The 21588-nt window shown below is 45.2% G+C and carries 19 protein-coding genes and 1 pseudogene; 6 read left to right on the forward strand and 14 right to left on the reverse strand.

Annotation, left to right across the window (positions count from 1 at the left end; translation table 11 throughout):
• Nucleotide 1 precedes the first annotated feature (1 nt).
• From QME20_RS00405 to QME20_RS00445, 9 genes are all read right to left on the reverse strand, one after another.
• Complete coding sequence (locus QME20_RS00405; protein WP_281715215.1) at nt 2–1480, reverse strand: adenosine deaminase; 1479 nt, start codon at nt 1478–1480, stop codon at nt 2–4.
• Nucleotides 1481–1696: 216 nt separating this feature from the next.
• Entirely contained in the window at nt 1697–2062 is a 366-nt protein-coding gene (locus tag QME20_RS00410) for an AraC family ligand binding domain-containing protein (RefSeq protein ID WP_014976207.1), read from the reverse strand.
• 36 nt (nt 2063–2098) lie between these two features.
• The gene (locus QME20_RS00415) at nt 2099–3343 is read right to left on the reverse strand and encodes an allantoate amidohydrolase (RefSeq protein ID WP_281715216.1); all 1245 of its coding nucleotides are present in this window, start codon (nt 3341–3343) and stop codon (nt 2099–2101) included.
• The gene (locus QME20_RS00420; protein WP_281715217.1) at nt 3336–4604 is read right to left on the reverse strand and encodes an alanine--glyoxylate aminotransferase family protein; all 1269 of its coding nucleotides are present in this window, start codon (nt 4602–4604) and stop codon (nt 3336–3338) included. The genes QME20_RS00415 and QME20_RS00420 overlap by 8 nt, the downstream gene beginning before the upstream one ends.
• 10 nt (nt 4605–4614) lie before the next feature.
• Nucleotides 4615–5433: a sulfite exporter TauE/SafE family protein gene (locus tag QME20_RS00425; RefSeq protein ID WP_014949089.1), complete on the reverse strand. Its 819-nt coding sequence runs from the start codon at nt 5431–5433 to the stop codon at nt 4615–4617.
• Between the two features lie 72 nt (nt 5434–5505).
• Nucleotides 5506–7083, reverse strand: a complete 1578-nt coding sequence (locus QME20_RS00430; RefSeq protein ID WP_281715218.1) for a gamma-glutamyltransferase family protein — start codon at nt 7081–7083, stop codon at nt 5506–5508.
• 168 nt (nt 7084–7251) lie between these two features.
• Nucleotides 7252–8517 (reverse strand): amidase, encoded by a 1266-nt coding sequence (locus QME20_RS00435; RefSeq protein WP_281715219.1) that lies wholly within the window; start codon nt 8515–8517, stop codon nt 7252–7254.
• Between the two features lie 181 nt (nt 8518–8698).
• Complete coding sequence (locus QME20_RS00440) at nt 8699–9262, reverse strand: DUF924 family protein (RefSeq protein WP_239259631.1); 564 nt, start codon at nt 9260–9262, stop codon at nt 8699–8701.
• A gap of 200 nt (nt 9263–9462) precedes the next feature.
• On the reverse strand, nt 9463–10296 hold the full coding sequence (locus tag QME20_RS00445) for a MurR/RpiR family transcriptional regulator (RefSeq protein ID WP_281715220.1): 834 nt from the start codon (nt 10294–10296) through the stop codon (nt 9463–9465).
• 426 nt (nt 10297–10722) lie between these two features.
• Here QME20_RS00445 and QME20_RS00450 point away from each other — a divergent pair, with 426 nt between their 5' ends.
• Nucleotides 10723–11349, forward strand: a complete 627-nt coding sequence (locus QME20_RS00450) for a CPBP family intramembrane glutamic endopeptidase (protein ID WP_101564128.1) — start codon at nt 10723–10725, stop codon at nt 11347–11349.
• Nucleotides 11350–11396: 47 nt separating this feature from the next.
• Nucleotides 11397–12650 (forward strand): mechanosensitive ion channel family protein, encoded by a 1254-nt coding sequence (locus QME20_RS00455; protein WP_281715221.1) that lies wholly within the window; start codon nt 11397–11399, stop codon nt 12648–12650.
• A gap of 153 nt (nt 12651–12803) precedes the next feature.
• Here the strand turns inward: QME20_RS00455 and QME20_RS00460 are convergent, their stop codons facing one another.
• From QME20_RS00460 to QME20_RS00470, 3 genes are all read right to left on the reverse strand, one after another.
• A complete protein-coding gene (locus QME20_RS00460; RefSeq protein WP_348648715.1) occupies nt 12804–13901 on the reverse strand; it encodes a DUF3080 family protein in 1098 nt (365 codons plus the stop codon).
• A gap of 80 nt (nt 13902–13981) precedes the next feature.
• Nucleotides 13982–14731 carry a pteridine reductase gene (locus QME20_RS00465; protein WP_281715223.1) on the reverse strand — a complete coding sequence of 250 codons (750 nt, stop codon included), beginning with the start codon at nt 14729–14731 and terminating at the stop codon, nt 13982–13984.
• A 122-nt stretch (nt 14732–14853) separates the two neighbouring features.
• Entirely contained in the window at nt 14854–15738 is an 885-nt protein-coding gene (locus QME20_RS00470) for a fructosamine kinase family protein (RefSeq protein WP_281715224.1), read from the reverse strand.
• 435 nt (nt 15739–16173) lie between these two features.
• Here QME20_RS00470 and thrS point away from each other — a divergent pair, with 435 nt between their 5' ends.
• The 4 genes from thrS (at nt 16174) to rplT (ending at nt 19432) form a co-directional block, all read left to right on the forward strand.
• Nucleotides 16174–18090, forward strand: a complete 1917-nt coding sequence (gene thrS, locus QME20_RS00475; protein ID WP_014976220.1) for a threonine--tRNA ligase — start codon at nt 16174–16176, stop codon at nt 18088–18090.
• Between the two features lie 111 nt (nt 18091–18201).
• Entirely contained in the window at nt 18202–18741 is a 540-nt protein-coding gene (gene infC, locus QME20_RS00480; protein ID WP_071814473.1) for a translation initiation factor IF-3, read from the forward strand.
• 118 nt (nt 18742–18859) lie between these two features.
• Nucleotides 18860–19057: a 50S ribosomal protein L35 gene (gene rpmI, locus QME20_RS00485; protein ID WP_012518091.1), complete on the forward strand. Its 198-nt coding sequence runs from the start codon at nt 18860–18862 to the stop codon at nt 19055–19057.
• Nucleotides 19058–19075: 18 nt separating this feature from the next.
• Nucleotides 19076–19432 (forward strand): 50S ribosomal protein L20, encoded by a 357-nt coding sequence (rplT, locus tag QME20_RS00490; protein ID WP_012518092.1) that lies wholly within the window; start codon nt 19076–19078, stop codon nt 19430–19432.
• A gap of 289 nt (nt 19433–19721) precedes the next feature.
• Here rplT and QME20_RS00495 read toward each other — a convergent pair.
• Together QME20_RS00495 and QME20_RS00500 are read right to left on the reverse strand one after the other, a co-directional pair.
• Nucleotides 19722–19973: pseudogene (locus tag QME20_RS00495) on the reverse strand (cupin domain-containing protein); the annotation flags it as partial.
• A 65-nt stretch (nt 19974–20038) separates the two neighbouring features.
• The gene (locus QME20_RS00500; protein ID WP_014949101.1) at nt 20039–21493 is read right to left on the reverse strand and encodes an undecaprenyl-phosphate glucose phosphotransferase; all 1455 of its coding nucleotides are present in this window, start codon (nt 21491–21493) and stop codon (nt 20039–20041) included.
• Between the last annotated feature and the right edge of the window lie 95 nt (nt 21494–21588).

Here is a 21588-nt window from a genome sequence, read left to right on the forward strand (position 1 = left end):
GTTACTTCCTTGTTATTTCCTTGTTATTTCCTTCATTGGCGCAGACCGAGGCGGCAAACTCGCAGATGAAATCACTGTAGCGTTCCACGTTGCTGTTTAGAGGTTGTACTTTGCTGTTTGCAGAAGGTATTTGGTTAGCGTTTTCCGCTATTAAGGCTAAAAACTGCGTTCGATCTCGGTTTAACTCAGTAAGTAGTTGCTCTTTTTTCTCGTCTTGTAAAAAGCTGTACTTGATACTGTTTTGACTTAATGTAACTAGCTCACTCCAGCTTAGATTGAACTGGGTAAATGCCAGGTAATATTCATCTGTGAGTGTGGCATCCCACATCCCTCGGTCGTCGGTTGAAAGTGCAGTGGGTACACCGGTTCTTAGAAGTTGAGGAAAGGGATGAGCGCTCAAATCATCGATGTATTCTAACTTTAGGTTTGAAATTAAATTGGTTTCAATCAAATAGCGGTTATGGCGCATGAGCAAATACGTTGATGGATCTGTTAGCAGATTAATGCCATGACCTATTCGCTCTGCGCCTAACAGTAAGGTGTCGCGAATATTGGTATCTGCATGCTCAGATTCACCTGCATGAAAGGAGAGGCGAATGGCTGGATATTGAGCTCTAAGTCTCGTTATGGGCGCTAAAAAGCGTGTGGGTTGACCTCGGGGATCATCCTCCCTGCCAACCAAATTTATCCCTACATACCATTTTCTATTGGCGTCTACGAATTTGAAGATCCAGTCTAATTGGGCTTCAATGTTGTCAGTAAAACGAACCAAGGCATATTGAAAACGAACGGTGACTCCAGTAGCTTTCGCTGGTTCGCTATCGAGCATGTCTGTAATAACTTTAAGCGCTTCAACAGGGTGAAAGCGGCTCCCGTCTGCGCGATTCATAAACCTAACGTTCATTTGCGTTTCTAAATAGCGCACATTTTCTTGTTGATACAGCTGCATGTTTCTAAGCAGAACCTGCGCTGTAATATAGGGGTTTTGAGTAAGCTCGCTTAAACGCTGCCAGTGAAACTCAAAAAACTCCTCTCGACCTTCTTCTGGCTTATCAAGTTCAACACTATGGATAAACGCTTCTTGTTCTTTGTTACTTAGGGCATTCAGCGCTTTATATTGCTTTTGCTCACATTTCGTTAGTTTAGAGTGGGTAGTGTTAGAAATAGTATGAAACAACGGCGCCGAGTCCCACTCGCTATGATTTATCTTAGTGAAGTACTGATAGCCGCCGTTTAGCGCTTGATTAGTTGCTAGCTCATACCACCATTTGCCGTACGCCGAACCTGATAAGTGATGGTGCAAGTCACCGCCTTTTGGAAACTGTTTAAGTAGTTGATAGGTCTGTGAGTCGGTCAATGACTGTGTATATTGCTTAAACCAACTGTTTGCGTCTTCTTCAGTAGGAAAGGGGCTTGCGGCGGAATAAAGACCAACAAAGGATAAAGACAGAATGAACAGGGTTCGTACAACAAATGACATGAGCAATTTTTCTTAGCAATAGTTGCTCTGTAGTTGCAAGATATTGACCAGTTGGTCTGCTTAGTAATGTGTTTTTAAGTTGTTGTTTTAAAGTGTTTTTTATGTGGGTTTGGGGTAGGAGCAAATAATTAGGCAATTCGTAAGCCCCATTTTGGTGCCTAAACAAAAAAATGCGCTAAATTAGCGCATTTTTTCAGAGCAGTGCGAACGGTCGTTTTATAGGACTACGCCTTCATCTAACGTCACAAAAATTGAGTGGCGTACTTCATTGTACATTGCGCGGGAACAATGGCCTTCGCCTTCTGTGTCTTCTAGCAATAGTACGTCACCTGCTCCAAACACATGACGTTCACCGTTAGACACCGTAAATTCAGCACGCCCTTTAATAATGAAAAGGAGTTGTCGCGCCGGCGCTGGATGCCACTTAAAATCATAATCTGCGGGCGTTTCGCGAAAAATTATTTTATCTGCACCGAATTTCTCTGAAAGCATACCGATAGGACCGCCGTCTTTTAGCGCAATCTCCACTTCGCCAAAGTGACTTTTGCCTGCTTCATCGTTGTAAATCCTTGTTATTTTCATTATTAACCCTTCATTGAAACTTTACTGATTTGACCACTACGTATGCTTGAGCTTGCTAATGGTTTTATAAAGTACTGACAAACTTGCGGCCACGTCATCAATGGTAATAGATTCTGCAGGGTGGTGACTTATTCCGCCCTTACAACGTGTGAACAACATGGCCACAGGGCAAATATCAGCAATGGCCATAGCGTCATGACCTGCTCCCGAGGCAAGGACTCTTGGCTTAATCCCGCTTTCTTCTACCCCCCGAACGAGTGCTTCTTTTAGCTGGCTATCGCAATGTACCGCGGGCGCGCTGTGGGTTTGCTCCCGTGTTAGCGTTATTTGTCTTGCATGCGCAATGGCATCAAACTTTTGCAATATTTCTGCCAATACAGAATCTCGCAATTCATCATCTTCGCTTCTGATATCGAGAGAAAAACGTGTGCGACCAGAAATGACGTTAACGCCGTTTGGCGCATTTTCAATTTTACCTACCGTGGCTACAACGCCCGGACGCTGCAAGCTAATGCTCTCTACAGCCAATAGCATCTCTGCACTTGCGCACAGCGCGTCTTTGCGCATAGACATCGGCACAGTGCCAGCGTGACCCGCCATGCCTTCTACTGAAAAAATAAAACGTTTTGCACCTGCAATAGCACTGACAACGCCAACAGGCAGATTTTCTTGCTCTAAAACAGGGCCTTGTTCAATGTGAAGCTCTATGTAGCCCAAAATGTCGGTACGGGAAATAGCGGCACTGTTTACTGCGTCGAAATTAAGGCCGAAGTTCGCCATGGCTTGCTCTAAGTTCACGCCATTTTCATCTTTTAAATGACGCCATTGCTCTTGCCACTTACCGGTGAGCGCGCGGCTTCCTAAAAGGGTGGTGCCAAATCGCGTGCCTTCTTCATCACAAAAACCCACAATATCGATATGAAAAGGGAACTTGGTTTGCGTGCCGTCAAACATAGCGACCAGCGAAATAGCGGCGACCACGCCGAGCATGCCGTCGTACTTTCCGCCGTTAGGCACAGTGTCGAGGTGGCTACCTAGAATTAATCGCGGTGCGTTGGGCACGCTTGATGTATAGCGCCCCCATATATTGCCAACGGCGTCTTGCCAGGTGGTCATTCCGGCTTCAATCATCCACCCTGAGGCGAGTTGACTTGCAAGCTTGTGTTGTTCGGTCAAATAGCGCCTGTCTAAACAGGCTGGGTCCTGGCTTAAGGTGCCTAATGTTTCGCACCTTGCCATAACTTGCGTAGCTAATTCAGCAAATTCTGCGAATTCACCCATTCGCGACTCCCGCCACTTTAGCCTTAGCATAAACGCTAAGCGCAGCATCTACACCTTTACCAGCAGGTAGCGCAAACCCTTGCATACGAAGCACAGTTTCAAGGGACTGGAGGGTATGTAACACGGCATCTTCTCTGGCGTTATAGCCCATAGTGCCAATGCGCCAAATTTTTCCTTTTAGCGGACCAAAACTAGTGCCTATTTCAATGTTAAAACGCAGAAGTAAGGTTTCGCGTACCTCTTCGCCATGAACACCCTCGGGAATATGAACACCTACAACATTGTACATTTTGTGTTTCAGGTCGCCGAAGGGCTCAAGTCCCATGGCCTGAATACCGGCTAGCATGGCGTCGCCCGCTACTTTGTGACGAGCAATCACGTTCTCCTGGCCTTCTTCTAAATGCAGGCGCGCGCATTCACGGGCGCAATAGAGCATACTGGCCGCTTCGGTGTGGTGATTTAGTCGCTCTTCGCCCCAATAATCCATGATCATGGGCAAGTCGAAGTAGTTAGAACGAATTTTAGGGCCACGCGCAGCTTCATGGTGAGCATCGCGAATGCCGGCTTCAACGTGGTGACGGGTACGCACGGTTTTAACAAACTTGTCGCTTAGTGTAATAGGAGCACTGCCTGATGGGCCTCCTAAGCACTTTTGCAGGCCAACTGACACCGCATCTAATTTCCAAGCATCAACGTCTAGCGGGTTCCCACCTATTGACGCTGTTGCATCGCAGTAAAACAACACATCGTTTGCTTCACAAATCGCGCCAATTTCTGCAAGCGGTTGCAGCATGGTGGTGGACGTATCCCCTTGAACAATGGCAAGCAGTTTTGGCTTTACGTCTTTTATCGCGTTTTCAATTTGTTCAGGTGAAAACACTTCGCCCCACGGCACTTCAATGGTGTGAACTTCAGCGTCGGCGCGCTCTGCAATTTCAGCAAGCAAATGCCCAAAACGCCCGAAGATAGGCACGAGGACTTTATCGCCTGGCTCTATTGCCGACACCAATACAGCTTCAATTCCAGCGCGCGACGTACCGTCAACCAAAAAAGTTTGCTGGTTTTTCGTATTGAAAACATCGCGGTAAAGTTGCATCACCTCGTTCATGTAGCCAGTCATTACAGGGTCATATTGACCTACTAACTGGGTAGACATGGCGCTTAACACACGTGGATAGCAGTTAATTGGGCCCGGGCCCATTAGCAAGCGAGGCGGCGGGGATAGTGGAGCAAACGTTCTGTTAGAGGCTTCTTTAGACATGTGGGCACTCCTAGATAAGCACTTGCGCTAGCATGCGCAAGCCAGTGATGATGAGAACAACGGCGAAAATTTTCTTAAGTAAGCCAGCGTCTAGCTTATTGGCTATGCTTGCACCGACAGGCGCAAATAACACGGTGAGCGGAACGATGCAGACAAACCCCAGCAAGTTTACATAGCCGTACGTAGCGAAGGGCGCATCAACAGGAGTGGTACCAACAAATAGCAGCGTAAGCGCCGCTGGAAGCGAAATAATTAAACCGACTGCAGCAGCGGTGCCCACCGCTTTGTGTGCTGGGTAGTTACAAAATGTGAGAGTCGGCACGGTTAACGTACCGCCACCAATGCCTACCATAGAACTGAATAGCCCAATGCAGGTTGCCATAATCGACTGACCCGCGCGGCCCGGTAGCCCTTTAAATAGCGCGTCTTTCTTGCCAATGAGCATATTAATGGCAGACAAGGTTGCAATAATGCCAAACAGTAAGGTAAGGAACGTCGGGTTAACCGCCGTCACCGCATAGCTTCCGGCAAGCACGCCAATTAGAATGAATACTGCCCACGCTTTTAGCAATGCAAAGTCTACATTGCCTTTACTGTGATGAGCACGAATAGAGCTTACTGAAGTAGGGACGATGGTTGCCAGAGACGTTGCCGTGGCTATAACCATTGCGCTCTCAGGGGACACACCGAGGGCTTGGAACAAGAAAAACAGTACCGGCACGATGACAATACCGCCACCTACGCCAAGCATTCCTGCTAGTATGCCTGCGAACACGCCTGTTCCTGCTAGCGATAATATAACCGTTAGGTTATCCATTAAAAACTGCATGTGATTTCTTTCTCTTTAACGTTTGTTGGTTTAACTATTTTTCAGTGCTGCGTCTTAGCCACTGGGAATAAACTAGCGATGTCCAAAGTAGGCTTTGCCGTCACTTCTTGGGTCGCTTGCGCCGCTAACCGTACCTTCTGTGTCGCGAATAATTGCACCAGCATGACCCATGAGTTCGTTGCAAGGATCTACCGTCACCATATCGTGGCCCCGTGCCAGTAAGCTCTCACCCACATACTCAACTAAATCTCGCTCTGCTTTTAAATTGTGACTCTGATCGCCCCATGTTCTACCAAGTAGCCAACGGCCTAGGGAAATAGCCTTGGCGATAGGTTGGTCGTGGTACACATGACGAGCAAACAGCGCCGCTTGGGTTTGAGGCTGACCTTCACCACCCATGGTGCCGTAGCTCATGCGTCGACCGTCAACAAGCTCAGCGAAAGCGGGGTTAAGTGTGTGAAATGGTTTTAAGCCTGGCGCCAAATATTGGTTACTGTTTGGATCGAGTGAAAACGAAGTGCCACGGTTGTTCCACACAATGCCTGTTTGCGGGCTCACTACGCCCGAGCCGAACTCCCAATATAGCGACTGTATATAGCTCACCATTCGACCTTCAGAGTCGCAGCAACCCATCCAAATAGTATCGCCGTGCTTGGCTTCATGGGGCCAAGGAAGTGCTTTATCTAAAGAAATGTACTTCACCATTTCATCAAGTACATCATCACTTAACAGGCTTTGTAAGTTAACGGGCGTACGAGACGGGTCGGTAACGTTCGCGTTGCGCGCAATAAAAGCTTGTTTTGTGCACTCGATAAGTAAATGCACCATGTCAGCATCGGTGCTCTCTAAATGCTGAACTTTGTCGTACAGGGCTAAAATAATGAGCGACGCCACACCTTGTGTGGGCGCCGGCAAGTTATAAAGCTTGCCTTTGCTGGTGGACACTGACAATGGCTCAACAATTGTCGCTTTGTAATTGTTAAAATCTTCAAGACGAATAGGGGAGCCGGCGGCTTCTAAGTCTTCAGCCAGCTGTGAAGCTAACTCACCGTGGTAAAAATCATCTAATCCTTTTTCTGCTAAATGCTTCAAAGTTTCAGAGAGCTTTGTTAGCTTTAAAATTTTACCTTTTTTAAGGGCTTTCCCCTTAATCAAAAACTGAGCGAAGTTTTCATCCGCACTTAGCTCGTCAAAGGTTTTGTTGCTGGCATCCACCAAACTTTGGGTAACTTCAATCCCCCAGTTAGCTTGGCTAATAGCAGTATCGAACAACGTAGTTAACGGTAAACCGCTTTGCCACTTGTGGCTTATTTCGAGCGCGGCTTGCCAACCGGCAACAGCACCTGCCATGGTTAATGCTGACTTTCCGCCTCGACTAGGTATGGCATCGCTACCCTCGTAGAAAGAAGGTGTCGCGCCCTTTGCTGCTACGCCAGATGCATCAATGCCAATCGGCTTTTTACCAGGCTCACTGATTAGCCAAAATCCATCACCGCCCATGCCATTCATGTGCGGATATTCAACCGCGATAGAGGCCGCCGCAGCTACCATAGCTTCAATAGCGGTGCCGCCTTTTTCTAATATGTTTAAGCCCACTTGCGATGCCGCAAAGTGAGGGGCAGTAAACGCTATATTTGGTTTTTCACTCATTTTTAATTCCTTCAAAAACTTGGCAACCGCGCAGTCAGGTTAAGCCCAAATCAGGCAAAATGACGGGCGCTTAAGTCTTACTTCCGCTTTCTAGTTTCAACTTGAATGCGACAGGGCGCTAATGCTTTTTTTAAGTGCAACTTAAAAAAACAGGCGCGCTTTACACGTTTAGCGAGTGGTTAGCTTTTTTGCTAACGCGAGAAGTGCAAGATCGTTGCCTTTTTTGCCCACTAGCGACAATCCGCATGGGGCGTTGTGTAGGGTAAACAACGGCAAATGAAGTTGGGGTAATCCCGCAAGCCCAGCTATCGCCGTGAGTGCGAGCAGAGCGTTTCTATCATTTGCCAGCGTTGTTTCATCGGCATCACATTGAGGTGCTACACCGGGTGTCGTGGGAATAATCAATACATCTATTTCTTCAAACAGCGTGTTTAAATGATTGATTACCACAGATTGTTGCGCTATAGCTTGCTCTACTTCTTGCGTTGTTATGGTTTTACACCAATTCAAGCGCAACATTATATCTTTGGCGATATCGGGTTGAGTGTATTCAATCCATTCGCCATGTTGCTGCCATATTTCATTGCCCTGTAAGGTACGAAAGGTAGCGGCAGTTTGTAAGGTTTTTAAATCTAGCTGTGTCTCTGACAATACAATACAGTCGTTGTTATCAGCCAGCGCTGCAAGCCATGTTTTGCACAGCGATTTGTGAGCGGCCTGCTCAAATAAATGCGCTGCTATGCCAAATCGAGGCGAACCTGATATTTCACTTTGTGTTGCGCTATCTATGCAGACATTGGCAACCTTAGTCAGCGTGTTTAGGTCGCGTGTCATCCAGCCCACGGTATCAAACGACGGAGCAAGTGCCACCATATTGTCGCAGGCCACAACGCCGTGCGTGGTGCGAAGCCCCCATAACCCTTGATAGCTAGACGGTACGCGAATAGAGCCGCCGGTGTCGGTGCCAAGCCCTATGTCGGCAAGGTGTGCGCTAACAGCCACCGCTGAACCTGATGAAGAGCCACCAGGTATATGAGCCGGAGCCGCCGGGTTAACCAGTGTTTCATAGTGCTTATTCTGCCCGTGTAAACTGTAGGCAAGCTCATCAGTAATGGTTTTACCTTTGAACACGGCACCCGCTTGAAGCATCTTTGCTACGCAACGATTGGTGTTTTTCGGAATCGCGTGTGTGGCTAACCAATCAGGATTTCCTGCTGCGGTTGGCAATCCTTCAATGTGAAACAAATCTTTTACTGCCAGACCTAGTCCGCTAAGCGGCAATTTACTTTGACTTTTTGCCTGATTCAGCGCTTTTCCTGACGCCGAAAATGCGTCATCTTTAACACTACCGTCAAGACTGAATGCGATTTCTAGGTTTTTAATTGCCTGTGTGAACTTGGCATCACAGGGCTTCAGTACAAAAGGAGAGCTCACAGCGCGTTACTTATTCGTTATTGTTTCTTTATTCGTCTTTAGATTAATGAAACAACTGTTTCATTAAAAAGTCAAGAGAAACGAACGTTACTTCATTGGGCATTTTAGTACGTACATTATTCTCTGTGAGTTACATAATTGGTAAAGCGCTGAGTAAATCGTTAAAAAACTAGATAAGTTGCTAGAAACCTTGGGGGTTTTGCTTCAGGTATGCAACTTCTTCTGGTGTCGACTCGCGCCCTAAAGCTCGGTTGCGGTGGGGGTAGCGGCCAAACATTTCAATTATCTGTTGATGGCGCTTTTCAAAGGTGAATTCTCTTTCAAGGCCTTCTTGTGAAAATAGTTCCAATGCGACGTCGTGGATTGCGAGTGATTCACTATGCATAAACGGCATATACAGAAACGCGCGCTGCTGCGGTGTAAGTACTTTATCGGCTTCAACACTTACCGCTTCTTGCGCAAGAACCAAAGCAATGCTGTCTGCACTGAATGCATCTTTGTCATTGCGATGAATATTTCGCGAGAATTGATCGAGAAGAATTATTTCGGCAAGACGACCGGTAGCCGTCGCTCGCCAAGGCCACAACTCGCCCTTTATGGCTGCTGCGCGCAATTTTGAAAATCGCGAAGTGATCGTTTTATCTAGTGCTGCATCTTCCTTAAACCATTGCTCTGGGGAGAGTTCTCCAAACCAAAAGTCTAGCACACCGTTAGCTTCTTCCATGACTACTTGCGTTTTATCCATATCAACTCCAACCACACGCTTTTAGCAGTGAAATTAAATTAACAGGTACGTTTTTATGCATTAAAACCCAAAATAAGCGTTGTGAATTAATACTTATACCCATTTTTAAGCGCTTTAGTTCCCTTTACGCTTGCAAAATAACAATTCTCTGCTATCCGCTCTCTTTATAGTATTGCTTAAAAAGTGTTTTGTGGGAAGGGTTAACGCTTTGGACTTTCTAGTTCATCCATTTGAATGTAGATGTCAGTAATAGCGTCGACGCGGTCTGCGGCCTGGCTTCCTAATACTTCGTAGGTAAGGTTACACAGTGATGCAACCAGGCTCATTGGAGCCGCGTAACTATCAAAAGGCGAGTCACTGCCAATGTGGGTAACCAGCAGGTGGTCGACATCGTGACGATATCCTTGCCCCGTTGGATCGGTAATTAATACGGTTTTACAGTGTTTAATGCTATTTAAAACAAACTTGAATTGTCGGGTTCTACGACGAAAACCAAAAAGTACGACAAGATCATTTTCGGTTAGGTCGATAATATCTTCACTAAGTGTTTGACCGGGCTGGGGAAGCACACGGACCGACGCACGAATTTGTTTGAGTTGCTGCCTAAAATGAAGTGCAATGGGGTAGGCGTTTCTAAAACCAATCAAGGTGACCTGGCCTGCTGATGCCAGCAATTTAGCAATTTCTGTCAACGCCTCTGAGGAAGTGCTATCAAATGTATTGGCCAAATTCTTACTATCATTCTCATGCTGAAGTACACCACTTGAAGGGCTTGCAACAGGCACGCCTTGCTCACGTAGCTGAACAAGCGCCTCTTTAGCTTGCTGGTGCGAGTCAAACCCCAGCTGGCGAAAGAAGCGACTGACTGTGGCCTTTGACGTCCCCGTTTTTTCTGCGATTAAAGACGTAGATTGACTTAATACTGCGATAGGATTCTGCTGAATATAATGCGCAATAGCCTTGCCCGAAGGGGACAAAGAGGCATAGTGATTTTCAATTTGCTGTAAAACGTCGCTAGGGCTATTTTTTGTCATTGGTATCGCCTTATACATCTTATGCAATTATTTCACGACTTTTGTGCGATATACAAACACTACCTGAATTCAACGCGTTCACGTACTTTAAAATAGGTTTTTCGAAGCCGATTATTGAAGTAGATCACTATAATAAGCGTTGTTGCTCATTACTAAAAAACGCTTACAAGTTTCCACTGCTCTTAAAAAACCTTATCTATATAGAGAGTTACGAATGCGTAGTGAAGCATAGGGCTAAAGTAGCACTTAATTAATCACTCATGCTTTGCAAATTGGCACTACACTTTCATAGACATAAACCGTAAAAATTCATAAAAGTGTCATCGGTTGGTAATTATCTTGTTGGTTTAGCATCGATTCTAGTTAGTAAAAACGTTTGGGGAATCGATCAGCGAACCTAGCATGATCGAGAGAAAGAGGTGAGTTGTGGCAAAGCTGTGGTCTGAATTGATCTTGCTCTTTGTGGTGATTCCCTTTGCCGTTCTCTACTGGATAAAGCATTTTGCAAATTATCTCATGCCTATTTTAGGTGTTATGGGACTTTGTTGCTTAGCTATCTTGTTAGCAGATAAGCAATTTAAACGCATTAAATTGTGGCATTGGGAAGACTATCGAACGCATTTAAAAAGTACGCTAAGGTTATTTTTGCCTTGGGCGAGCTTACTGGCGCTGGTAGTTTACTTTTTTAAACCGGAATTGTTCCTACATTGGCCTATGAACCAGCCATGGATGTGGATAGCTACATTATTGATTTATCCGTTAGTGTCGGTCATCCCGCAAGAGATCATTTTTCGAACGTACTTTTTTCACCGTTACAAGCGAATACTGCCTTCGAAATATGCAAGGTGGGCCTTAAGTACTTTTTTATTTGGTTTAGCCCACTTAGTGTACGGTAACTGGATTGCTGTAGTCATTTCTTGGATTGGCGGTGGCATTTTCGGTTATAGGTATATGCAAACTAACTCGACGCCCGTGGTGGTTATAGAACACGCTATATGGGGCAGTTTTTTATTTACCATCGGGCTGGGATCTTATTTAGTTATCGCGTCGTAGTTATTTATATTAAAAACCGAAACACATGAACGCCAAGGAGTGAGGTGATGTTCAGTGCGCAACAAATATTACAACCCTCTATTTTAAATAAGCGAACGAGGCTTCCTTTCTCGCAAACCGACAGCGAACCTTTTATACAAACTTTGCTTCAACAAAGTGACGAAGGTGGCGCAATAAGCAGTTTATCAAGTGCACAGTCGCTACTCTCTCAGCTTTGGGAGAACTTTGTTTATCGTTTACCGGGGTTGGCGCTAGGTTTAGTTATCATGGCGGCGTTTATCCTTTTAGCGCCACATATTGCCAAGGTTTTAGTTAAACCGTTAACCCGTACGACCACATCTCCACTGCTGCGCTCAGTCATTCAAAGAAGTGTCAGTTTAGTCTTAATTTTACTCGGTATTTATCTATTTTTGTTCTTAGCTGGGCTCACTGGGTTTGCAATCGCGGTGGTGAGTGGTACAGGTGTGGTGGGGCTTATTCTTGGTTTCGCCTTTCGCGACATCGCCGAGAACTTTATTTCAAGCCTACTGCTTACTATTCAACGCCCCTTTAGGATAGGGGATATCGTACAAATCAACGATTTCACCGGCATCATTCAGAAAGTAACGGCACGTGCGACAACGCTGGTGGATTTTGACGGCAACCATATTCAAATACCTAACGCGACTATTTACAAAGGGGTAATCAAAAACCTTACGGCCAACCCGCTAATGCGTGGTCAGTTTGTTATTGGCGTTGGCTACGATGCTGATATACAACACGCACAGCAGATGGCGCAAGAAATTACGTCAGCACAAGACAACGTGTTAATCGACCCTGAACCGCAAATTCTCATCGACGAATTAGGCCCCTCGACCTACAATATCAAGGTTTATTTTTGGGTGGATGTAGAGAAAACGAGTGTACTAAAAATGGCGTCGGTGCTGATGCGTAAAATCACCCAAGCCTTCTTAGAGGCGAATATCAGTATGCCTGATGACGCGAGAGAGCGCATTTTCCCTGAGGGTATGCATATTTACCACGCTTCCGAGAAAGACGCTTCAAGCGCTAACTCTTCAGAAAACGTAGCAAATGAGTTAAGTGAAAGTACGACTGAACAAAAGAACGTAAAAAGTTTTGATAGTGAACAAAATAGTGGAGAGGGCACAGAAAATCGAAACGAGAGGTCAAGCGCTAAAGGGGCTGGAACAACGCGTCCACAAGACTCGAAAATTAATGATGATGTGTCTTCCGAAGCCCATGAGATTCGAGAGCAGGCCCGTAAGTCGAGAGACCCGGAAGCAGGAGAAAATATTCTTTAGCATTTGTTATGTGAAGGATTATTGGAATGTGTAATTTGCCCTCTTTTCAAATCTAGAAGGGAACCGTGCAAATTGAGCGTGCTTCGGCAAAGCTAGCCAGAGGTGAGGAGATGTTCAGCAAAAGCTGGGCTGGTGGATTTGCTCGTCGCGCTATTAAATAGGCGCGACGGGCGATAGATTACATCTACCAAGGAATCCTTGCCATAAGTTGACATGCGCTTTCATTACGCTGCTGTATTGATTGAATCCGTCTTGTGACTGCTGCCTGATGTAGCGTTTGAATTCCTCGTGCAGCGACGGCTGCGCAAGCCAGTCTTCCCATAATGGCGCTAGTTTGTAATGGTATTGATTTACCAAACTTCCTACAGGTTGTATTTCCTCAATAAAGAAAAGATAGAATACATTACGCAATATTTTTGCTTTGTCGCTGGCGCGGCCTTCTGGGCAGCTTACAGCATCAAGCTCGGTTTCAAGCATATTCGTAAGCAATGAGAGGTTTTGCGTTAAGGTTTGTTGTGTATGCCAAAGTGTAGCGGGTAACCTGGCTGAACGTATAATTTTTAACTGTTGTTCAAGCTCGCTGCTCTCAATAATACTCTCACTATTATTTTCATTCGTAGCCTCTGTTTCTGTATCGCTCGATGCTGTATTGGAAGAATACATATTGCTCAAGAGCAATTCTTTGTTACTTAAGCTGTTGATGTAATAAAGCGCGTTTACGCTAGAAAGTGCATCTCTATTATTTTCAACTGAGAAAAGACGTTCAGGTGTATTAAGCGCCAGACGCAATTCTTGGCTCCCTTGGACTAGGTTTGCCCACGTTTTACTGTAGTCTTGTATCTTTTGTTCACGCCACGATGCGATGGTTGCTGCCAGTGCCGCGTTTCTCTGGTTAGACTCGTTTTCTTTCGTGAGCGCTGCTTCACAGCTGTTGAGTACATTAAGCAGCTTGCTCTCATAAACAAGCCGCTGTGATGGCAGCTGACTTTTTCCTAGCGACGTATTGCGTTCGGCAACCACTGTGCCTAACTCACAATCTTGCAGCGCATAAAACTCACGCAGGTTTATACTCACGCCCTCAATAGTGTGTTTAAGCGTGGCGGAGTCTGCAAGTTTGGGAAGCGGGGTGGTAATCTTATCGTTAAACGAATCGGGGAGGGGCGTATCGAGTACACGCGAGAGTCGTGCGGCGTAATCGTCAATGCTTTGCTTTACGGTACTACCGCCAAAACAGCCTAGCAAAGCAAACATGGCAACGCTGATGACACCAGCGCGGCAAGCGTTTCTTAGTTGCGAAACTTTTGGGGGCCATGGTTTTACTAGGGAAATATTCACGCGGAGGCACCAGTATGAAGTCCGCGCCCGCCATCGACATAAATGATTTGTCCAGTGATGTAAGGGGCCGATGCCAAGAACGACAATGTTTTAGCAATATCATTTAGTGTACCTAGTTCACCCAGTGGAATACTCGATATCAGTTTGTCTTTTTCGTCCTCGTCCATTTCCCGTTCTGGCCACAAAATTGCCCCTGGCGCAATACCATTTACGCGAACGTTGGGGGCTAAGTCTATAGCTAACGATTGGGTTAGTGAGGCAAGACCGGATTTAGCAATGAGGTAAACACTGTGTTTGGGGAGTGGACGGTCGATATGCATGTCGACCATATTGATAATGCAGCCTTTACTTACCGTTAATGCTGGTGCCAATGCTTGTGACAAAAACAATGGCCCCTTCACGTTACTGCCTATCAGAGATACCCAGTCGTCTTCTGAAATTTCGCCCACTGGAGTGGGGTAAAAACTAGAAGCATTATTTACTAAAACGTCTAACTGACCCCAAATGTCTAATGCTCGTTGCCCAAGTGCACTTACTTCGTCTGAATTACAAAGGTTGGCTTGGAGACAGGTAGCAGAGTCCTCCCGCTGACTATTTAGCTTTTCAGCCAGTGCAAGTGCCTCGTCTTTAGAATGCCCATAATGGATAATAACGCGATAGCCTTCGCTATGAAGCTGACACGCCATGGCGGCGCCAATTCGCTTTGCTGCCCCGGTAATGAGTGCTACAGGGCCTGAGTTTGTCATAATAAAAGCTACTCTCTATTTTAAATCGACTTATATCTATTTACAGTTTGCGGTGCTTTCTTTCTTAATCCGCAGGTAAAACGGCTGATGGTAAACAAATGCAAGCGAATTTGTTTGTCACATCAATGCGTGTAAATGTCATCTATTATTTGTTTGGCTTGCGTAATGTAATGCGCGCCGAATAATAACCCGTGATTTAAAATATGGTAAAGCTGGTAAATTGGTTTTCTTAATCGGTAATTTTTTTCAATTGGGGTGTGTTGATGGTAACCCTCAAAGAATGATTGGGGAAAGCCACCAAACAATTCGGCCATGGCAAGGTCGGTTTCCGCATCGCCAACATACACAGCGGGGTCAAATAACACCGGTCCTTTTTTATTAAAGCCTGCATTGCCCGCCCACAAATCGCCATGAAGTAGTGAAGGGTGGGGTTGATGTAAGCTCAAGAGATGTCTTACTCGAGTAACAATATCGTCTATATTGCCATCTCCGCTTTTCCATGTACCAATTGATGCCAAGCGTTCTAGCATGCTACCAATCCGTTTTTCTGCAAAAAAGTCAGCCCAAGACGCCATTCTTCCATTGGTTTGTACACTGGCACCAATGTAATTGTCATGCGGCCATCCATAGCTTGTGTAGGCGTTAACCGCATGAAGTGCAGCGAGTTGCTGCCCTAAAATGAAATAGTCATTATCAGTAGGTTCAATAAATCGAACGTGAGAAAGTACCAAATATTCCATATTAGGCGTTTCATTGGCTGTAATTCCATGGCAAATGACTCGCGGGGTAGCAATGGTTTGCGTGCTAGCGATGGCCGCTAGTCCTTCGGCTTCATGAGATAATTGCTGAGTATCATCATATTTGCGGGTTTTAACAAAGTAGCGATGGGTCGTATCTTTTATGATGTAACTTTCGTGTGTATCTCCGCCACTTACTCGTTCGGCTTTTTGGCAGCTAAAAAACTGCTGGGTTTCATCTGAAATATGCTCGCTGATAAAATGCCACATATTGCACGCTCTGCTTGTTTTAATGCTTTTTTCAAGGCGATTGGAGTGTTGAGTGACTCTTTCCTATGGCACACTAGAACACCAGTGAAGAGCCAGTCCAGCAACCTTTATCGCCTTACACTAAAGTATGGGATAAAAACGGTGAAATGCATAAATTACAACTCAAAATCTTCCTAAACGAAATCAAACCTTCACAAATTAGCCAATAAAGGCTTTTCGATATTGAAGTTGCCCCTACACTGGTTATAATCCACAACTTGCTTTAATACTGAGAAAACTCAGTAAGTTCGACGCGTATGCAGTTTTGCAGTACCAATGCGCTGTATTTTTATGCTGCTTCAAATAAAGCAAGTTTCGAGTGCTATAAAGCACGATTAAATTTTCAAAAATATGCATGTGGCGCAGAGTAGGCGTCACCACTGTAAAGGAATTAAAATGCCTGTAATTACCCTTCCTGATGGAAGCCAACGCGCTTTCGATAACGCTGTTTCTGTACTAGATGTTGCAAATGATATTGGCCCTGGTTTAGCCAAAGCAACCATTGCAGGAAAAGTAAACGGTGAGTTAGTTGACGCCGTTGATATGATTGACGCGGACGCACAACTTCAAATTATTACTGCAAAAGACGATGAAGGTTTAGAAATTCTTCGTCACAGTTGCGCGCACTTGTTAGGTCACGCTATCAAACAACTTTGGCCTAACACCAAAATGGCTATCGGCCCAGTTATCGACAACGGTTTCTACTACGATGTTGATATGGAAGAAAGCCTAACCCAGGAAGATTTAGCCAAACTAGAAAAGCGTATGCTTGAACTGGCTAAAACTAATTACGACGTGGTTAAGAACAAAGTGAGCTGGCAAGAAGCACGCGATGCATTTGAAGCGCGCGGTGAAAGCTACAAAATGGAAATTCTTGATGAGAACATCAGCAAGGACGACCGCCCAGCACTGTATCACCACGAAGAATACACAGATATGTGTCGTGGCCCTCACGTGCCAAACATGAAGTTCTGCCATCACTTCAAACTGATGAAAGTGGCAGGTGCTTACTGGCGTGGCGATAGCGACAACAAAATGCTTCAGCGTATTTACGGTACTGCGTGGGCAGATAAAAAGCAGCTTAAATCTTACCTACAGCGCTTAGAAGAAGCTGAAAAGCGCGACCACCGTAAAATTGGTAAAGCACTTAACCTTTTCCATTGGCAAGAAGAAGCGCCGGGTATGGTGTTTTGGCACAACGACGGTTGGTCAATTTACACCGAGCTAGAAAGCTATGTGCGTAAGAAGCTTCGTGAATACGATTATGACGAAGTTAAAGGCCCATTAATGATGGACCGCTCGCTTTGGGAAAAATCAGGTCACTGGGACAAGTACGCTGAAAACATGTTTACGACTGAATCTGAAAAGCGTGAATATGCCGTTAAGCCAATGAACTGCCCAGGCCACGTACAAATTTTCAACCAAGGTTTGAAATCGTACCGCGACCTGCCGCTTCGTATGGCTGAGTTTGGCTGCTGTCACCGTAATGAACCATCGGGCGCACTACACGGCCTAATGCGAGTTCGTGGCTTTACGCAAGACGATGCTCACATTTTCTGTACTGAAGAACAGATCCTAGAAGAGGTGAGTGGCTGTATTAAGATGGTGTACGAGACATACGCTGCGTTTGGTTTCGAAAATATCAAAGTTAAGCTGTCTACTCGCCCAGAAAAGCGCGTAGGTGCTGACGAGATTTGGGATAAATCAGAAGCTGCGCTTGCAGATGCACTTAAAGCCAATGATATCGAGTTCGATTATCAGCCTGGAGAAGGTGCGTTCTACGGACCAAAAATTGAGTTTACGCTGCACGATTGCTTAGACCGTGCATGGCAGTGCGGTACCGTACAGCTAGATTTCTCAATGCCAGGTCGCTTGGGCTCTACTTATGTAGCAGAAGATGGCGAACGCAAAGTGCCGGTTATGATTCACCGCGCTATTTTGGGTTCACTAGAACGCTTCATTGGAATTTTGACCGAAGAATTTGCAGGTTTCTTCCCGCTCTGGTTGGCTCCTCAGCAGGTTGTGGTAATGAATATTACCGACAAACAAGCTGAATATGCCTCAGATTGTGTAAAAAAACTGCAAGAATTAGGTTTTAGAGCAAAGTCTGACTTGCGAAATGAGAAGATCGGCTTTAAAATCCGCGAGCACACTTTGAAGCGTATTCCGTATATGCTAGTTGTGGGCGATAAAGAAATGGAAGCGGGCGAAGTAGCAGTACGCTCTCGTCGCGGTGACGACCTAGGCAAAATGCGCCTGGAAGACTTTATTGCCATGGCTCAACAAGAAGTTGTTGAAAAGACGATTAAGTAGTTGAGCAAATTGTGTATAATACACAATTAAGGTGTCTGCTTTTGGTTTTACTTTGGGTCAACCGACCTCCCAAAAGCAGACAAAAGAATTAAATGTTTGGAGGAATAGCACATTAAAGGCGCTAACAACAAGGCTCAGGGCGACAAAGCCCGCATTAACGATGAGATTAAAGCCAGAGAAGTAAGATTAATTGGCAAAGACGGTGAACAGGTTGGTGTGGTTTCTCTAGCAGAAGCTACTCGTAACGCAGAAGAAGCGGGCCTAGATCTAGTAGAAATCAGTCCGAATGCCGAGCCGCCAGTCTGTAAAGTTATGGACTATGGCAAATTCCTCTTCGAAAAAAGTAAAGCTCAAAAAGAGCAGAAGAAAAAACAGAAGCAAATTCAGGTCAAGGAGATTAAATTTCGCCCTGGCACTGATGAAGGCGATTACCAGGTCAAACTGCGCAACCTGCGTCGCTTTCTTGAAGGTGGTGATAAAGCCAAAGTTACGATCCGCTTCCGCGGTCGTGAAATGGCGCACCAAGACATCGGTATCGATCTACTAAACCGCGTTAAAACCGATTTAGAAGATATCGCTACATGCGAGTCTTTCCCACGTCGTGTGGAAGGCCGTCAGATGATCATGGTGCTAGCCCCAAATAAGAAGTAGTAACGGTCTAAAGTTTTAAGGAATCTGCACCCTTAAACACCTTGCTGCTAAACATTAACCGGTATGAAGTGACTGCAACACGAAAAATACCGATATTAAACAATGCGGAGTTTTAGCAATGCCTAAAATGAAAACTGTAAGCGGTGCCGCCAAACGTTTTAAGAAAACGGGTTCTGGCCGCTTTAAAAGCAAACAGTCTCACTTACGTCACATTCTGACTAAGAAGAGCTCTAAGCGTAAACGTCACCTTCGTGGCAAAAAACTGGTTCATGACTCTGATACCAAATTGGTTCAGCGCATGTTGCCTTACGTATAAGACTTAGGAGACTGATTAATGGCTAGAGTAAAACGCGGCACTATCGCACGTGCTCGTCACAAAAAAGTCCTCAAGCAGGCAAAAGGTTATTACGGCGCACGTTCACGTGTATATCGCGTAGCGGTACAAGCTGTAACTAAAGCTGGTCAATATGCTTACCGTGACCGTCGTCAGCGCAAGCGTCAATTCCGTCAACTATGGATTGCACGTATTAACGCTGCTGCTCGTCAAAATGGTATGTCATACAGCCGTTTCATTAACGGTTTGAAGAAAGCGTCTGTTGAAATCGATCGTAAGATCCTTGCCGACATCGCAGTACATGACAAAGCAGCTTTCAGCGCACTAGTCGAAGCGGCTAAAGGCGCATTAGCTTAATTATTAACTAATTAAGTTTAAGTTCTTTCGGAAAAAGGCGAGCAGGATGCTCGCCTTTTTTCGTTTTTGTGTTCAGACTTTGTTTTAGACTTTTTTAGTCCATTGTTTAACACACCCTTCTTATATCCATTTATTGAATATCTGTAGAAAAGCGCGCCTTCTCTAGCGTTACTCTAGGTTTTCATGCGCAAAGAACAAAAGAGTAGGGGGGCTTCTACATGTGGAATTTTAAGCACAAAAAAGCAGAACTAAAGCTCTGCTTATATTCGCAACTTAGCACTTAGTGCTATTATTTTTTCTCTACACGCCCGTAGCGGTCTGAAAACCTAACTATATCATCTTCACCAAGGTATGCGCCCGATTGAACCTCTATAAGCTCTAGAGGGATTTTTCCGGGGTTTTCTAGTGCGTGTACTGCACCGATTGGGATATAGACAGATTCGTTCTCTGTTACTAATTGAGTATTGTCATCAATAGTCACATTGGCACTGCCCGATACCACAATCCAATGCTCAGCGCGGTGGTGGTGCATTTGGATGGCGTATTTCAGACACAAAAAAAGCGACACTGTGAGAGTCGCCTTTTCAGATTGTTACACACTAGTCTCTAATATGCATTCTTGTTAATAAATCCATTAAATACAGTCATGAATACAATTTTAATATCGAACCAAATTGACCAGCGGTGTATATAGTCTAAATCGTACTCTACACGCTGTACCATCTTGTTCGTGGTTTCCGTTTCACCGCGCAAACCATTCACTTGTGCCCAACCCGTAATACCAGGCTTAACTTTATGTCGCAGCATGTAACCTGTGATGATCTTACGATATTCCTCATTGTGAGCAACCGCGTGCGGGCGAGGGCCTACAATTGACATGCGACCCTGCAGAACATTGATAAACTGAGGTAGTTCATCTAGCGATGTGCGCCTTAAGAAACCACCTATTTTGGTTAAACGCGCATCGTTTTTCGTTGCTTGCTTAACAACTGCTCCGTTGTCTTGCGTAGTCATAGATCGGAATTTATAAACCGTAATTTGTTTACCATCTAATCCGTAACGCTTTTGTTTGAAAATGACTGGCCCTTTAGATGTGAGCTTAACTGCGGCCGCAATTGCTAACATGGGAACGGATATCAACATTAAGATCAGACTGCTTAATACAACATCTTCAAACCGCTTCAATACGTCACTGGCGCCTTGGAATGGGGTATCATATACACTTAGTGCCTGTACATTACCCACGGTTTGCCAGCGAGCGTTTAACAAGTTGTACATAAAGAAGTTCGGAATTACATAAACGTTAGCAGTGGTATCGCTGCACTGTTCAAGAATTGCACGAATGCGATTTTCTGCACTCATTGGCAATGCTATGTAGATGTAATCAACTTCGTTGCGCTTGGCCATTTCAATGGCTTCTTCAATGTTGCCGAGCACAGCGCCCTGCATCTCATGAGGGAGACGTTCTGCTTCACGGTCATCATAAATACCGTTAAAGCGAATACCTAAATGTTCGTTCTGTTGTATCTGAAGAGCAACATTCGCGCCTAAATGAGTAGCGCCAATGATAATTGAACGGCGTGTGTTCAAGCCGCTTTTGCGAATGCGGAAGAGAAACTTGCGCATAATAAAGCGCCACAGAATCAAAACGACAAATGAAGATGCAAACCAAAGCAATATTGCAGGTGGTGGCGTTTTTATTTCTTGAACGAAAAAGTACCCCATCGACATGGTACCGAGAACGCTCAATGTCCATGTGATTGCAGCCGCTCTTAGCATTTCAGGCGTTCTGTGCCCACGCCACGACCGATATAACTCAACGCCTTCGGCAGAAATTTGAAAGCAAATAACGTTCACAAAAAGAAGAATTAAGCTGGTGGTATCTATCTGGGTACCGTAATACGCTGCTGCTGAATAATACAAAATCGTTACCAGCGAAAGATCGATGAGTCTGTAAATGGTTGAAAAACCACTTTGGTTCCTGACTACCAAACCACCATTAGTATTAGACTCAACGGGGTGAGCTTTAAGTGCTTTGTTAGATTCTACTCTATTGTCCATTTAAGTAATCTCTAAGTGAAAAAGTGAAGCCTGTAGCCAAAGCTAACGACAACAAAAACAAGCTAAGCCATGAATTAAGAAGAATAGCGAAGACA

Origin of the sequence: Alteromonas sp. CyTr2, assembly GCF_947311905.1 — a bacterium.
Taxonomy (GTDB): Bacteria; Pseudomonadota; Gammaproteobacteria; order Enterobacterales; family Alteromonadaceae; genus Alteromonas; species Alteromonas macleodii.